The organism is Methylobacterium nigriterrae (genome assembly GCF_037106235.1).
GTDB classification, from domain to species: Bacteria; Pseudomonadota; Alphaproteobacteria; order Rhizobiales; family Beijerinckiaceae; genus Methylobacterium; species Methylobacterium nigriterrae.
Genome location: NZ_JBAWTG010000114.1, coordinates 1 through 14350, shown reverse-complemented (window position 1 = coordinate 14350; position 14350 = coordinate 1). Strand labels below are relative to the sequence as shown.

General features: G+C 63.4%; 16 protein-coding genes, 3 pseudogenes and 1 riboswitch. Of the genes and pseudogenes, 8 read left to right on the top strand and 11 right to left on the bottom strand.

Annotated features, from left to right (window positions below; translation table 11 throughout):
* A partial coding sequence (locus WDW90_RS29315) for an MFS transporter (RefSeq protein ID WP_336491022.1) occupies positions 1-239 on the bottom strand: 239 nt, incomplete at its 3' end.
* A 447-nt stretch (positions 240-686) separates the two neighbouring features.
* Between WDW90_RS29315 and WDW90_RS29310 the strand changes: the two genes are divergently transcribed.
* Positions 687-1640 (top strand): bifunctional enoyl-CoA hydratase/phosphate acetyltransferase, encoded by a 954-nt coding sequence (locus WDW90_RS29310; RefSeq protein WP_336491021.1) that lies wholly within the window; start codon positions 687-689, stop codon positions 1638-1640.
* A gap of 116 nt (positions 1641-1756) precedes the next feature.
* On the opposite strand, the pseudogene WDW90_RS29305 reads toward WDW90_RS29310, so the two are convergent.
* The 3 genes and pseudogenes from WDW90_RS29305 to WDW90_RS29295 all read right to left on the bottom strand — a co-directional run.
* Positions 1757-2097: pseudogene (locus tag WDW90_RS29305) on the bottom strand (aldo/keto reductase); the annotation flags it as partial.
* Positions 2098-2135: 38 nt separating this feature from the next.
* Positions 2136-2324 (bottom strand): annotated as a pseudogene (locus tag WDW90_RS29300) (integrase core domain-containing protein); the annotation flags it as partial.
* A 249-nt stretch (positions 2325-2573) separates the two neighbouring features.
* Positions 2574-2726 (bottom strand): IS3 family transposase, encoded by a 153-nt coding sequence (locus WDW90_RS29295; protein ID WP_431311144.1) that lies wholly within the window; start codon positions 2724-2726, stop codon positions 2574-2576.
* Positions 2727-2803: 77 nt separating this feature from the next.
* On the opposite strand from WDW90_RS29295, the pseudogene WDW90_RS40905 reads away from it, so the two are divergent.
* Positions 2804-2941, top strand: a pseudogene (locus WDW90_RS40905) (transposase); the annotation flags it as partial.
* 150 nt (positions 2942-3091) lie between these two features.
* Here the strand turns inward: WDW90_RS40905 and WDW90_RS29290 are convergent.
* Positions 3092-3457 (bottom strand): PRC-barrel domain-containing protein, encoded by a 366-nt coding sequence (locus tag WDW90_RS29290; protein ID WP_336491020.1) that lies wholly within the window; start codon positions 3455-3457, stop codon positions 3092-3094.
* Positions 3458-3749: 292 nt separating this feature from the next.
* Here WDW90_RS29290 and WDW90_RS29285 point away from each other — a divergent pair, with 292 nt between their 5' ends.
* The 4 genes from WDW90_RS29285 (at position 3750) to WDW90_RS29270 (ending at position 6793) form a co-directional block, all read left to right on the top strand.
* Complete coding sequence (locus WDW90_RS29285) at positions 3750-4880, top strand: hypothetical protein (RefSeq protein WP_336491019.1); 1131 nt, start codon at positions 3750-3752, stop codon at positions 4878-4880.
* Positions 4877-5707, top strand: a complete 831-nt coding sequence (locus tag WDW90_RS29280; protein WP_336491018.1) for a phosphoadenosine phosphosulfate reductase family protein — start codon at positions 4877-4879, stop codon at positions 5705-5707. The genes WDW90_RS29285 and WDW90_RS29280 overlap by 4 nt, the downstream gene beginning before the upstream one ends.
* Before the next feature lie 158 nt (positions 5708-5865).
* A complete protein-coding gene (locus WDW90_RS29275) occupies positions 5866-6120 on the top strand; it encodes a hypothetical protein (protein ID WP_336491017.1) in 255 nt (84 codons plus the stop codon).
* Positions 6121-6298: 178 nt separating this feature from the next.
* Entirely contained in the window at positions 6299-6793 is a 495-nt protein-coding gene (locus WDW90_RS29270) for a hypothetical protein (RefSeq protein WP_336491016.1), read from the top strand.
* Positions 6794-6825: 32 nt separating this feature from the next.
* Here the strand turns inward: WDW90_RS29270 and WDW90_RS29265 are convergent, their stop codons facing one another.
* Genes WDW90_RS29265 through hxsA2 form a run of 6 tightly spaced genes read right to left on the bottom strand, consistent with a single transcriptional unit; the run spans position 6826 to position 10410 of the window.
* A complete protein-coding gene (locus tag WDW90_RS29265; protein ID WP_336491015.1) occupies positions 6826-7104 on the bottom strand; it encodes a DUF3761 domain-containing protein in 279 nt (92 codons plus the stop codon).
* A 50-nt stretch (positions 7105-7154) separates the two neighbouring features.
* On the bottom strand, positions 7155-8339 hold the full coding sequence (gene hxsC / locus WDW90_RS29260) for a His-Xaa-Ser system radical SAM maturase HxsC (RefSeq protein ID WP_336491014.1): 1185 nt from the start codon (positions 8337-8339) through the stop codon (positions 7155-7157).
* Positions 8336-9640, bottom strand: a complete 1305-nt coding sequence (gene hxsB, locus WDW90_RS29255) for a His-Xaa-Ser system radical SAM maturase HxsB (protein ID WP_336491023.1) — start codon at positions 9638-9640, stop codon at positions 8336-8338. The genes hxsC and hxsB overlap by 4 nt, the downstream gene beginning before the upstream one ends.
* A gap of 20 nt (positions 9641-9660) precedes the next feature.
* Positions 9661-9792 carry a hypothetical protein gene (locus tag WDW90_RS29250; protein WP_336491013.1) on the bottom strand — a complete coding sequence of 44 codons (132 nt, stop codon included), beginning with the start codon at positions 9790-9792 and terminating at the stop codon, positions 9661-9663.
* Between the two features lie 12 nt (positions 9793-9804).
* Positions 9805-10116 carry a hypothetical protein gene (locus tag WDW90_RS29245; protein ID WP_336491012.1) on the bottom strand — a complete coding sequence of 104 codons (312 nt, stop codon included), beginning with the start codon at positions 10114-10116 and terminating at the stop codon, positions 9805-9807.
* A gap of 9 nt (positions 10117-10125) precedes the next feature.
* Positions 10126-10410 (bottom strand): His-Xaa-Ser repeat protein HxsA2, encoded by a 285-nt coding sequence (hxsA2, locus tag WDW90_RS29240; protein ID WP_336491011.1) that lies wholly within the window; start codon positions 10408-10410, stop codon positions 10126-10128.
* A gap of 494 nt (positions 10411-10904) precedes the next feature.
* A riboswitch (SAM-I-IV-variant riboswitch) is annotated at positions 10905-11012 on the top strand.
* Positions 11013-11023: 11 nt separating this feature from the next.
* Here hxsA2 and WDW90_RS29235 point away from each other — a divergent pair.
* Both WDW90_RS29235 and WDW90_RS29230 read left to right on the top strand, forming a co-directional pair.
* Positions 11024-11260 carry a hypothetical protein gene (locus WDW90_RS29235; RefSeq protein ID WP_336491010.1) on the top strand — a complete coding sequence of 79 codons (237 nt, stop codon included), beginning with the start codon at positions 11024-11026 and terminating at the stop codon, positions 11258-11260.
* A gap of 833 nt (positions 11261-12093) precedes the next feature.
* Positions 12094-13917 carry a hypothetical protein gene (locus WDW90_RS29230; RefSeq protein ID WP_336491009.1) on the top strand — a complete coding sequence of 608 codons (1824 nt, stop codon included), beginning with the start codon at positions 12094-12096 and terminating at the stop codon, positions 13915-13917.
* Positions 13918-14350: the final 433 nt, after the last annotated feature.

Genomic DNA, 14350 nt, shown 5'->3' with positions numbered 1-14350 from the left:
AGGGTCATCCGCGGGCCGAGCCGATCGCCGAGCCAGCCGCCCGCGATCTGGAAGAAGGCGTAAGGATAGGCGAAGGCCGAGAAGGCGAGGCCGAGCTCGACGTTCGAGAGGCCGAGTTCCTTCTGCATGACCGGCGCGGCGGTGCCGATATTCACCCGGTCGATGTAGGTGATCAAATACATCAGGCAGATGATCAGCAGAACCCGATCAGTTGCCTTAAAACGACTGAGCCGAAGCATACAGCCCTCCTGGTCCGGACTATCGTAGCGACCTCAGCCAGACGTGCCGATCCGCGCGACAGCCAGGGTCAGCCTCGACGTCCGTTGAGCGTTCCTCGTCATCCTGGCCGTCGGCGTTCGCAGGTCTTGGCGCCTGCGCCTCTAAGGGAAACCGATGGCTTCGGTAGGCAACCCCAGAGACAGACTGGCGGTTGCTGAAGCGGGAGAAAATTATCTACACTCTGGCCGAACATTCAGAAATTTGATATAAAGCGTACCGATTTTCGAGGCCAGTCTTCCTAGTTTTCGATGCGCCTTGCGGAATGAAAAATATATTTCTCTTGGAAAGAGGCTGCGCGCACTCAGCTCGTGCGGTCGTGCGGCTCTCCGAGAACGTCGCCGAGCGCCTACTGAGCTTGCACGCCGCGGCCAAGTCCCTGGCGGCCACGCTGACATGACGTAAAGCCTGTGAGGAGTCCCCCGATGTCGATGCCTCAGACGACCGTTACCTATCCGAGGCTTGTAGCCATGACAGAACTGGCCCGAAGCTATGGGCCACTTCGCGTCGGCGTGGTCTACCCATGTGAGAAAAGTGCCCTCGAAGCGGCCCTCGAAGCGCAAGGGCAAGGCTTCATCGAGCCGGTCCTGGTCGGTCCAGCCTGGCTGATCCGCAAGGTCGCGGCAGAGGCCGGCATGGAGTTAACCGGGCTCGAGATCGTCGAGGCTACGGATGCACACGCAGCTGCCCGGCGCGCTGTGGCCCTTGCTGGTGCTGGCGAGGTCAGTGCTCTGATGAAGGGTTCCCTCCACACAGACGAAATGCTCGGGGCGGTCGTTCGCCGCGACAGCCCGTTGCGCACGGACAGACGAGCAAGCCACGTCTTCTGGTTCGATTGCCCGGCCTACCACAAGCCCCTGATGCTGACGGATGCCGTCGTCAATCTCGCGCCAGGCCTCGTCGAGAAGGCTGACATCGTCCGCAACGCCGTCGATCTTGCTCACGACCTCGGCATTTCCAACCCCAAGGTTGCAATCATTGCCCCTGTCGAGACGGTGAACCCATCACTGCCTTCGACGATCGATGCGGCGTCACTCTGCAAGATGGCCGATCGCGGCCAGATCGCGGGTGCCACGCTCGACGGTCCGCTCGGCTTCGACAACGCGGTGTCGCTGGCCTCGGCCAGTACAAAGGGCATCGTCTCTCAGGTCGCGGGTGACCCAGACATTCTCGTGGTGCCCAATCTCGATGCTGGCAACAGCCTGTACAAGTCGCTCGTTTACCTCGGTGGGGCTGCCTGCGCGGGACTTGTGCTCGGCGCGAGTATCCCAGTAATCCTCACGAGCCGAGCGGACTCCAAGGAAACGCGCATTGCCTCCTGCGCCCTCGCGGCGCTGACCCGTGCAGTGAAGCGAGCACATTAGATTAGACAGGGCGATGTTTCTGTGGTTGACTGGACCAGCAAAGATAAACGGCTCTGCACGTGTAATGGTCATCTTTGTTGCCGCAATACCTGCCGCGGTTGTCGTTAGAACACCAATCAGGTGTCTCGATCCGCCAGTGTCACGCGCCCCTCGATCGGGTAGGCGGGATCGTTGTAGCCGGGCGAGGTAGTCGGACCAGTGCTGCTCGGTGCGCGGCCCGGCGATGACGGAGGTGACGAGGGCGTTGTTCAGCACCCAACTCGCCGCGAAATGTCCGGCCCGTGATCCCGCGCTGCTCGGCATGCACCTGCAGGATCCGCGCGATCCGCAGCGATTCGGGACGCCACTCGGTCTGCATCATGCGGGTGTCCTGACGACCCGCGCGGCTGTGCTCGGGCGGCGGCGCGTCGGGATCGTACTTCGCGGTGAGGACGCCGCGGGCCAGTGGCGAGTAGGGTGACCTGACCGGTATTTTGGACCGGGCCAGTTGCGAGGCTACTGCATGGTAGCGGTCATGGGTAGGCGGAAGGCTACGTCCGGGAAGCTGACGGGCGCGGGCGGCCAATAGCCCAAGGACGAGTGCGGCCTCACGCGGTTGTAGGTGTTCTGCCAAAGACCGATCACAGCCTGTGCCTCCTTCAGCGAGTGGAATATCTCCTGTCGTAGGCACTCGTCCCTCAGCTTCTGCTCAGAGATGTCCGCCTCCTTGCAGGCAAGGGCGATGCTCTTGCCCTGGGCTGCCTGCACCTCGATCTGGCGCAGCATCAGCACCACCTGCTCCGCGCTCGGCCTCTGTCCTCGCCTCATCTCCAGCTCCTCCGGTCCTAGCTGATCCTCGCAATCAGCCCGGTTCAAAGCCAGCCGGTCAGGTCAGTGGGATCAGAAGGTCATGCCGCGACGTGTGTGATGCCCTTCTGCATGCTGGCGCGCATCTCAGCTGGAGTGCGGACGCCTAAGCATGGGTGCAAACGCTGTCGATTGTCGAACCTCGATGTACTCGAACATGGCCGCCTTGACTTCGTCGCGGGTGCAGAACTGAGCCCCGTGGACGCGCTCGGTTTTGAGGGAACCGAAGAAGTCCTCCATGGGCGCGTCACGAGGCGCTCACCCAAGCCCGCTAGCGCCAGGACACGGCCGCCTTCGCCTGACTCTACGCGCGATACGCCGGCATCGAGGCCGCACTCTCGCTGGCGGCTCGCAGCTTCGGCTTGTGCTGGGCGCGCTATGCTGGTTTGGCTAAGGTCTGGTTACCGCACATCGCGACGGCCGCCGCGCTCAACCTGGCTCGCATCATTCGCTGAATCGCAGGCGAGCCGATCGCACCCCCGCGTCGCAGCCATCTTGGCTGCCTCCTCACCCCGCCACAGCCGCCTGACTTCGCCAGCCACACCAAACTGGGCGGAGTGCCATCTCGTGGAGGCCGATCACGAGGGCCGAGCGCGGGGTGATCCTTACATAGGTTCCATGTAGTAGTCGCGGAGTTTCTGCCAGTCGTGCCCAGACAGGAGAGCCTCGTCACGCCGGGAGAACTCGGGTGCTTGGCGCAGCTGCTCCGCCGTGATGGACGTGCGATAGCCGTGGAGCTTCGTGTCGTAGTGCAGATGCTCCCATGGGATCGTATGGGTCTCGGAACCCACGCCTAAGAAGCCGCCGAATGAGGTGACGGCATAGGCGACATGGCCGCTGACCTTCTCGATCACGAGACGCTTGATAGTCCCGATCCGCTTCCCGTTCGCGTCGAAAACAGCCGTGCCCTCGATGTGGTCACTCTCGATGAGCGGATGGCTCGCAGCCGATGAGGTACCCATCTCTGCCATAGTGCGCCTCCTCCGGTTTTCGGTTCAACGGCACCTAGGATTAGGGGGTTCCTATCGGGTTCGATCCGCACCTCATCAGAGTCTTCGTGGTCCCAAGCGATAACCCAGCCGATCAACTGAGTGATGGTCAGGCAACATCTCCCACCACGCAGGGACCTGCCGCAACGTTGTTTCACGCCCGGTTTGCGTGCGAATTGGTCTTTGCCGAACCGGTCTCGGCTCAATCATAGGTAGGGTTTTGATCGCCTGAGGACCTAAACAACCAGAAGGTGGGCCGAGCTGCGTTCTCGGCGTGCCGACGATTCTGAAGGCGCTCGCCAGCAAGCCCTTCGGCGTCCGCGCCGGTGTCGCGCCGCTTCTGCTGGCCTTGGTGATGAAGATGCGGGCGCACGAGCTCGCGATCTACGAGAACGGGGCGTTCAAGCCATCATTCGTCGGCCAGGACGCAACGCGGCTGATCAAGGCTCCGCAGACGTTCGAGATTCAGCACTGCCGTATCGAAGGAGTGCGGGCGGAGGCGTTCCGGCGCTTGGCCGAGACGTTCGCAGACCCGCACCCCCGCACCGCGCGGCCGCCCGAGCTCCTCGACGTCGTCCAGCCGTTGTGCCGGTTTGCCGCGCGGCTTCCGGAATACACCCGCCGGGCCGGAGTTTTAAGCCGGCGCTCGGCGGCGGTCCGCGACGTCCTGCTGTCCGCCTCCGAGCCGGCGACTATGCTGTTCAAGGACCTTCCGCTTGCCTGCGGGGTGGAACCCTTCGGCCTCGCCGCCGAGACCGATGACGGCCGCTCCAGGGACTTCGTTGCCCGCCTGCAGGAAGCGGTGGACGAGCTGCGCGCCGATTATCCTCGCCTCCTGAGACGCATCGTGTCGACGGCATGGGAGGCCATCGGCGGCGGGAAAGGCTTCGATCGCGCCGCACTAGCCGCCCGCGCAGCGCGGGCCTCGCTGACTGCCAGCCAACCGCGCCTGCGCACCTTCGCGCTGCGCCTCCGGGATCCCGGCACCTCCGACGACGCCTGGGCCGAGGCACTGGCGAGCTACGTCGTCTCCAAGCCGCCCTCCAGGTGGAACGGCACTGACGAGGGGCGCTGGTTCGAGGAGCTCGCGGCGCTCGCCGATCTCTTCCGCAAGGTCGAGGCGGCCGCGTTCGGAGAGGGCCGGTCGGTGCCGGACCGTGCCGCTGTCCGCATCAACCTGACGAGGGCGGACGGGGAGGACCACGTTCGCATCATCGAGAGCCGAGCGCGAGACGTCGTGCATCAAAAGTGCTTCGAGGCGATGGACGAGATGCTGCCGTCCGACAGGCAGATGCGGATGCGCGTGCTCATAGATCTGCTGTGGGAGGAGATGGCGGCGCCCGCGGCCGCTAAGGCACCACCGGCGAAGGCGAGCAATCGCACGGGGGGATCGGAAGCGCCATGAGCCACGGGCCCATCTCCTACGCCCATTTGGGGGCCGCCAGCGGTGCCGAACCCCGGCACATCCTCTCGCTCTCGGGCGGGAAGGACAGCGCGGCTCTCGCGATCTACCTGCGCGACCGCATCCCCGCAATGGAGTATATCTTCCACGACACCGGCAAGGAGCTGCCCAAGACCTACGACTACATCGCGCGGCTGGAAGCGATCCTCGACAAGGCCATCGTGTGCACGACGCCCGAGGACAGCTTCGACCACTGGCTGGCCGTCTATAGGGGCATGCTGCCGTCCAACCACCGTCGGTGGTGCACGAGGATGCTGAAGCTCAAGCCCTTTGAGGCCTACGTCGGGGACGGCCCTGTGATCAACTACGTGGGCTTGCGCGCGGACGAGAACCGGACAGGGTACATCAGTACGAAGCCGAACATCCTCGCGGTCTACCCATTCCAAGACGACGGCCTCGTCAGGGCTGACATCATCCGCATCCTCGAGGACTCGGGGTTGGGCCTGCCGCCCTACATGGAATGGGGCCGCTCCCGCTCGGGCTGCTACTTCTGCTTCTACCAGCAGAAGATCGAGTGGGTCCGCCTGCTCGAGACCCATCCGGTCTATTTCGACCTCGCCGCCGAGTACGAGGAGCGGGCCGTGCAGCACGGCCAGCAGTTCCACTGGTGCCAGGGCGAGCCGTTGCGAGAACTCAGGAGGCCCGAGCGCGTGCAGCAGATCCACGAAAACTGGGAACGTTCAGAAGCGCGCCGCGAGGCGACCCGCAAGAACCTGCCGCTCGTCGAGACGCTCGGTGGCCTAGAGCCTGGCGATGACCCGCACCTTTGAGACGGCTGCCTCGTCTGCTCGCTCTGAGCCGGCGCCAGCCAGAGGCGAATCGTAGTCGGCGAAGGTTCAGCTAACCTCAGTCGCGAGCTGCGCCGGCTTGCCGAGCGCGGCTTCGACGCCATCCGAGTGCCCGAACCGCTCGAGCACTCGCTCGTGGAGTGCAGATAATCGAGGCGGTCTGCCTCTACGGCGAGGAGGCCGGCCTATCGGGCGGCCTCGTGCAGGACGACCACGGCCCGGAGGGCTCGTTGCTCAGGGTCTTTGTCGGCGCAGTCGACAGTGACGAAGTGGAAGCGGTCGCCGTCACGCCGGCAACACCGGAGGGCCGGATCGATGCGGATGCGATCGGGATGGCGATCCTGCGCACGCTCGAGATCCTGGGCCGCGACGAAGGCGGATCGGGCGAGGCCTAAACCGCAAGCTGGCAAGCGGTCTTCCGGTCGCCCGCTTCTCAAAGCTTGTGGATGGCCACCACAGGGCTGGTCATCGCGAAGGCCTTCAGTCTTGAGAGTTCATAAGCTCGCTCGTCGCGCTCAGTTGAGTGTCAACGTTGGCCTTGAAGCACCGTCGTCGATGTTGGGGTTACCATTCATGAACCGCCTGTTTGTTGCCGTCTTCCTTGCCGCTTTGTCATGTGCGGCGATTGACCCTGCCTTGGCACTTACGACCAAGGAGTGCTCTGCGAAGTACCAGGCCGCAAAGCAAGCTGGCACGCTGAACGGTCAGAAGTGGAACGACTTCCGCAAGGTCGAGTGCGGAGCAGCGCCGGATGTACCGACGACGACAGTTCAGAACCCTGTCGCCCCGGGTGCGAAAACGGCTGCTCCGTCGCCCAATTCGGCCACCGCTGCTGCGAAGCCTGCTCCGGCTCCGTCCGCAACGCCGCCTGCAGCCGGCTCTGCCGTGTTCCCGAAGGCAATTGACCCAAAGTACGGGAGCTTGTCTGCGGGCAAGGCGCGCCAGAAGACGTGCCTGGATCAATACAACGTCAATAAGGCTGCCGGCGGCCCCGGAAATGGCGGTCTGAACTGGATCCAGAAGGGTGGCGGTTACTACTTGGAATGCAACAAGCGCCTGAAGGGCTGAAGTAGCCTCCACCAAAGTCTTTGTGCGAGGTCTTATTCTTCCCAGCTCGCGACGCCACCATGTCGCGAGCATGTTCCGCGATGGGTATGGCTGAAGCTCCAGGTACCATCGAGGCAACGCGCCGACGCACCGTCCGGCTTTAATCCATCCAGCGTGTGGGCGGGTTGGTGGACCGAAGAGCCGTCTCGGCTTTGATAGTGACCGTGCCGATCGAGGGTACTCTCATTCGGCTCCCTGAACTCCCGCGCGGTAGCGCCGCCCACGAGGCCAGCTATGACGCAGCCGATCGCGGCGAGCCGCAGCCTTAGCATGTTCAAACTTTCCCTATTTGGAACGAGCTGGAAAAGGCGAACCGTTTGGTTCAAGCGGCAATGGGACGAATGCCGCGGCTTGTCCTGAGACGCCCTGTCGTGAAGAATCCCGCGCACTGGGCGCGTACTGCGCAGTCCGAGCATTCCGGCAGGTGGGCGTTCTTCCAGTCTGAAATGGATTGGACAGCGAACCGCCAGATGGGCTTGTCAACGAGACAAAGCGGGAGATTGTAGATCGAAGTCGTGATCTCGGCGGTCGCGAGAATGTCCACGGCTAGGGCGAGTTCGCTGCGGTAATCCTCAGGGTCAATCCAGAGGAGGTCCTGGTTGGCGAGGGCGAAGCCCGTGTTCTCCAATCCCATCAGCGCCACGTGGTCGACGAAGGGGAGATTACGCGCGATCCATGTGCAGGTCTCGATAAGCGCCGGGATCGTCAGCTTGTGCAAGACAACCCGGATCTCGACGCGCTGGCCCTTGTCCTTGAGCCGCAGGATGCCGAGGATCGTCTCGTCGAACGCGCCTCGGGCCTGAACGACGTAGTCGTGCAGGTGATCCGACGAGGCATAGACAGGGATGCCTACGCAGAGGTCGGGATGGCGCACAGCCGCCCAGGCTTCGGTGATCTCGGGCGACGCAAAGGCGCGGCCGTTGCTCAGGACGTGCACGGCCGTGTTCGGGAGGCAATCGCGCGCCTGGGCCAGGAGCGGGATGAATCTCTCCCATTCCGTCAAGGGTTCGCCGCCCGTGAAGCCCAGGGACTTGGTCTCGGGGTGAATGAGCGGGAGCGTGGCCGCGATCTCGTCCAGGATCCAGCCGTCGTCCGCCCGCTTCGGGGGCTGGGAGCACATCAGGCAGTAGTGGTTGCAGCGCTCGGTGACGAGGAAGGAGTTGTGCTTGGAATTCCGGCGGAAGAGGACGCGTGCTCGGCCGCTGCCGGCATGGAAGCCCAGGACGTCCCCGTCCCCGATGTAGCCGAGGTCTCTCGGAAGGCGGATGAAGCCGTCGAAACGTCCAAGCGCCTCTGTTCCTGGCTCTGCATCGGCGTGCAGCAGGGCGGTGCGATAGCCACGAGAGGCTGCCTGCACCGCATCCTGCAAAGATGCAACGAGGGCGGCATCCTGCAGCAACGGGGCCTCAGCTGAGGACAGGGCACGGGCGCGCAATACCGTGCTCCCGGCAGTATCCGAGAAGCCCTGTGTCTCAAGGGCCGCGGCGCGCAGGGTTAGCGGCTTCATTGGGCGGCCCACCGTCTCAGCACGGCTGCGTCTTCCGGAGAGTTCTCAAGGAGATTGATCAGGAGCTTGAGAATGCCCTTCTGCCGCGCACAGAACTCCGAAAGTGGCTTGATGCCCGTGTAGTCCGCTTGGGTCGCGTGGTGGAACACTGGGTCGGAACCGCAGTGCGGCTCGAAGGCACAGCTTGAGCATTGCGGCGCACATTGCGCCAGGGAGCTGCCGATGATGTTTGTCAGCTTCTCGGAGACGATCAGCGAGCGGTAATCGTCCTCCTCAAGGCTGCCCAACTCGAACGCGGCATCGCCCATCTCGGCGAGCATCCGACCCTCATCCGAGGCGAATACCTTGCCGTCGTAGTTGTAGACGAGCGCGCCGAGCCCCGTTCCGGCAGGGCTTCGCAGATCGACGTAGCCGATCGGGCGATCGGTCAGCATCCGCTTCAGCAGGATCGTGGCATAGAACTCCGGGAAGCGGGTCCCACGCTTGTTGATGTCCAGGATGTAACGGAGGCCACGCTCGTAGAAGGCGAGCCATCGCTCGGTGTCGTACTTGGCGAACTGCTTCGTCTTGATCGCGAAGCCATAGGGCGAGAGCGCGCGGAGGAAGATGCCATCAAGGTCGAGCTTCAGGTACTCGTCGACGATCTCCTCGACGCGGTCGAGGCTGGCCGCGGTCGTCGTCATGAGCGCGCCGACGCGGTCCTTGCCGAGCTCCTGTTGGATGCGCCGAATGCCATCAACGGCGAGCTCATGGCTGTTCCCGCCCGGGCGAGGCCGGTTGCCGTTGTGCAGATCAGCAGGACCGTCGAGCGAGGTCGACAGATGGACGTTGTTGTCGCGGCAGAAGGTTAGCACCTCGTCGTCGAGCAGCGCGAGGTTCGAGGTGATGACGAAATCAACCTGCTTGCCCGCCGTGGGAGCCTGTTCACGGGCGGCCGCCACGACCGTCTTAATCAGGCCGAAGTTCAGGAGCGGCTCACCACCCTGGAACTCGATCTTGACGCCCTTCGACGGCGAGGAAAGGGCCACGGCGAGGGCCCGCATCGCGGTCTCCTCGCTCATGTCGAAGCGGGACTTGTCCGTGCTTCGGCGTGAGACCTGGCAGTACGGGCACGAGTGCTCACACCGCAGCGTCACGACGAAGATGTGCAGGCCAGTCGGCTGGCGGAGGAACGCCATTCGGCTTCGCAGGCGCAAGCCGAGCAGCTGGAGCTGAGACCTCTGACCCTTCCGCGCGACCAAGAGCTTGGAGAAGGCACGTTCGTAGAGTCCGTCCCCTGGGACAAGATCGAGAGCAGTCAGCCGCTCAAGCTCAGCCCGCGTCAGTAGGAGGACTCGCCGACCATGTTGGCGGCGATGTATGTGTCTTCCGTGATCGGCTCGAAGCGGAGCAGCAGGAGTTGCAGTTCGGACGCGCCCGCCGTGAACTCGGCGGGCGGGAGGAAGCGAGACATGATGATTCTAGCTTAAACCGCTTCCGCCTGCGCCCACGCACCGAAGGCGAGCGCCATGACGAGGTCGCGAACGTGGCTGGTCTCTGACGCGACCTTTTCGCGAAGGTTCTCGTCGGTCACGAGGTTCAGGAATTGCTCCCGCAGCTCCGCCGGTGTTGCCGCTCGGCGGGCCTTCGGGTTCTGGGTCGCCTCCAAGTGACAGACAAGGCGCTCGCCCTCACTCTCGATGCGGCACGAACCCGTTCCGATGAGGCGGTACGCTGCTTCACGCAGCGCACCAAGGCTCTGGGTCGAGCGTTCGAATGCGACCACAAGCTCTGACACGGCGGGGCGTTACCGGCTGGAGTAGTGCGACGAGTGCGACGAGTGCGAGGCATGCGAACGGTGGTCCGCGACGATGGTGCCCTCCGCGCTTTTGCTCACGGTGAAGCTGAGGAAGTCCTTGCCGACCGACACGAAGGTGTTCGCCGGAGCAAGGTCCTTGTTGACCGCACTTGGCTCACTCGCCTGATTGGTCGGGACGGCCGCGTCTGCTGACGCCACCATGCCGGCCGCTCCTGGGAGAGCGGCAAGAGCAGCTGCCAAGGGAACAATATTAGGCGTCTTCTTCGTTGACATTAGTATTCCCCCTACGCCCAGCCCGTTCTTTGCGCGCCTCTCAGGCGGTGATGGCCGTAGTCGCACATTCCCATACAGGATTGGAGGCCGTGTCTGTCAAGCGATACGTTCAGGTTTCTGGCTCCTCAAGATACGCATTGTGCCGATTGCGTTCGCAAATCGCTTCAATTGCTCCGATGTGTTGCTCGGCGGCACCAAATTTCGAACACCAATGGCTAACCCTGCTAAGTTGCTAACGCAACGTGCAATACAGCTCAGTTGAAGCTGCATTCGAAAGGCATTAACTAGACTTTTTGCATAACGTATCTCTAATCAAGTCTCGTAATATCAGCGCCCGCCATATTTGGTCACGCCTCCGCATCGTTCTGTGAGCGCAAACGCCAGAGTGCAAGATACCATAGAGTGGCTCCGGCGCCTTTGATCTGCACAGTTTCCGCTCCAATGTTGAGACGGCGGCCGGAACTTGAATTCCTGCTGAAATCAGCGCAATTTCATCTTTGCATCGAGATGAGGCTGGCGCCTCGACCAACCTGCCCCTGCGGCGAAGGTGGTTCCGGAGATCCGGGATGCGGCCGACCTGATCGGCAAAAATGGCAGGAGCGCCAGTCTGCCCGTGTTCGGGGTGGAAGCAATGGCGAAACGTCCTGCAGGCGGCGAGTATCATGATCCGCCCCTCTTCCTCCTTGAGGAGGTGGAGCGGATGCCGTCCGAGGTTCAGGCGTGGGTAAAATCCCTGGGTGAATGCGGGCAGTGGATCGCCGAGTTCCAGCTGAACCTCGTAGGTGTAGAAAATTTTGTCGAGCACTGGGAGTACCAGCGGGATTACGTCGAGTACATGCTCAACTTCTAAGCCGGGACCGAGCTACGGCGAGCCGATCAGAGTAACCGGCCAGCCGGTCGCTGTGATTTCGCCGAGGGCGTGGGATCCGGAACGATCGTGTAGCTCACCCGCTGGACCGCATCGTGTCAGGATCAGCGGCTGGATTGCAAGAGCCGTCCACTCTTCCCTCGGTGCGTTCAGGCCTCAGTGCGCAACCCGCGGCTGATCAGTGAGCGCGCCGAGCGTAGATCGACCAAGAGTTCGGCGCGTAGGGGCCCGGCACCTCTTGGGCCGATCGCGGTGAGCGTGCCGGCTGTTCACGCTCAACGTCCTCAAGAGAATGAACGACAAGGGCATGAGCATCGGGGCTCTGGGCAACCACGGCGCGGAGAGCCGCAACGAGCTGTTCGTGAACGTCTGACATCATTCTCACCCTCCACGACGAGAGGTGGGCACAAGATCGCAACGCGAACCCGGAGGCCGTGCGCTAAATCACAGGGCGGAATTTGGAGCGGGCGCAGGATCTGCGGGCTCCGGCACCGGAGGCCAAATGGGGCGATCGGGGCCAATCGTCTTCGACATTGCGCTCCTCGTAGAATTCTCAGTCTATCCGCCCAAATTAAACCGACGCTGAATGGCCTACTACAAATCAAAGGGCGTAGCCGAGCCTGAGTAATACTGAATGAACGTTCAAGTCTGATTGACTGCTCGGCAAGAGCCACGCGCGGGGCAGAAAAAAATCTCTGGCGCAGGTCCGCCGCAGCAGCGATCACACGCCAGTCTCTGAGCAGCCATAGCTTGGCGGTTCGCGAGACCCATGCGACAGCACGGCGACCCCGTCAGAGCTGCAGGAGCGGAGACAGTTGAGCAGCGCGACAGTTGTGTGCCCTGGGCTGTCCAAAACGGCGATCGTGTCCGACGATCCGTATCTCGCTGCTCGGCTGAGTTGTGCGCTCGCTGAGCCGCGAACCTACCTACCCCTGCTCGACGGCCCGCGCATGACCCGGCCGGACCGTGACAGCGAGGTGATCCGCCGGAACAATGCCCTCGCGCGGCTTCAGTCCACAAGGATTCTGTTGGCGGGACTAGCGCCTGACGCCGAGCGCGCGCTGGCCGCCAAGTTGCCTACCAATCTGACCGCGGTTGTAACGGACCCCAATGTTGCACCGCTTGGTGCCGGTCGATCGATCGCCGGAAAGGCGCCGCTTGTCTGGGGACGAGAGTACATCGGCCTTGGTATGTTGACGGCACTATATGCGCGGCGGCCGATCGAATTCACCGACCACACGACGCCGCCTGACCTGGTGCCCGGCAAGTCCGGCCATCTTGTCGTCTGCGAGCGCGGCGAACTCCTCTCGGAGGTGATCGCCGCCAACTACGCGTTTTCGCTCAACGCCGGCCTCTACCTGATCGACCCGACAGATGAGGCGGAGCGCGCTGAATTGCTGGAGGCGTATTACAGCATCGACGCCCCGGGCAGATCGCCTGGTGACACGCGAGCCTGGCTCAAGCGGCGGCTGCGCCAGATGTGCGGCGACCTGCGCATCCCGCCGAACGGGTCGGTCACGTTCATCACACGGGAACTGCCTTTCGGCGCGGCGTTCCCCGAAGTGCCCTCCACTCACCTCTTCCAGTATCCCGACCTTGGCATCGCCATCGTCAACGGCTTCACCGCAGAGCAGCCGGGAAGCCGTGGCACCAATGTCGCTGCCCTGGTAGACCCAGGCAAAGTCCGGGCGCCGGAGATCGAAGCGGCAGCAAAACTGCTGCCTGAGCGGCGCATGTTTGTACGCGGCTACAGCCGGGATGGCGCGACCGTGCGCGCGATCACTGAGCTCGTCGAGCTATTTCCCTACGACCTGCTGATCTTCGCGACGCACTGCGGCGACGCTTCCGGCTACCGCTGGACCTACGAATTCCGGGACAGCGAGGGATACGACCGTGTTCTCGTAGTCGACATCGCGATTGGCCTCGGGGCCACCGACGACCCGGACGTCGTCTCGCTTACCGAATTCTTGCGGTATCACTCGCTGGACGGCGTCGACTGGACCGATCCGGAAGCCAAGCGAGGCATGCACGTCGGAACGGCACTGAGCGACTTTCACGCGGCTTTGCAGGAGGACCGGCTGAAGCCGATCAGGCGCGAGGACATCCCGCGCGTACCGGGCTCCGCTGCGATGGCTATGGCTGACAACAACCTGGTGATGGTGTCGCCATCGCTGGCAGCGAGCGGAAGCCCGATCGTCGTCAACAATGCTTGTGTTTCCTGGCATCAGCTCGCCGGCCGGTTCACGTTCGCCAATGCGCGCGCCTATGTCGGAACGCTCTACCCGGTCTCCGACGCGGAAGCGGAGGCGGTCATGGTGCAGTTGCTGAGCAAGCAGTTCGGCAAGGCTCTGCCTCATGCCCTGTGGTCGGCGCAGAACGCGATCTACGGCGCGGGCGGCGACCGCCGACCTTACGTGGTGACTGGCGTCTACCCGCAGCGCCTTCGAGCGACGAGAGAGGACGTGCCCGCACACATCCTGAATCGACTGCTCCATGAATGGCGAGAGCGCGTGCCTGAACAAAGAGGGCGCCCGCCCGCCAGCGATTGGAAGGCGCGCCGAGCAGCCGACGCGGTCGCCTACTACAGGCGCGAGGCGACCGCCTTCCGGGATAAGTGGTTCAGAAAACGGAAGAGATAGCGGCGCGAGCCGCTCGACGCTACTGGCGCGCTTCGCCGCCGATCGCGAGGCTCACGCGGACACCGAGCGCTGCAAGCAAGCGCAGGATCGTCGCGAAATCGGGTTCGGGGCCGGTGCGTAGTGCGCCTCGCAAGCCATTCTCCGTCAGCCGGGCTCGGTCCGCAACCAAGCTCTCACCTAAGGTGCGCCCCCTACGTCCATGCGCCACTACTCAGTTCAAGCCTCGACGTCGGCGAGGTACGCGAGGGCCGGTTCGCACGCTGGCCTAGTCAGGCGTCCTGCGATCCAGCCGATTTCGGTTTGCCCGGACCGACTTCGGCCACGGCATGCTGACCCTGCCGTACACGCCGTCCACCGCAACGAACGGAGGGCCCTTCACGGTGCCGTACATCACTCGAACCAACTTTCACGAACTCCGGCTGGCCCTGCTCGC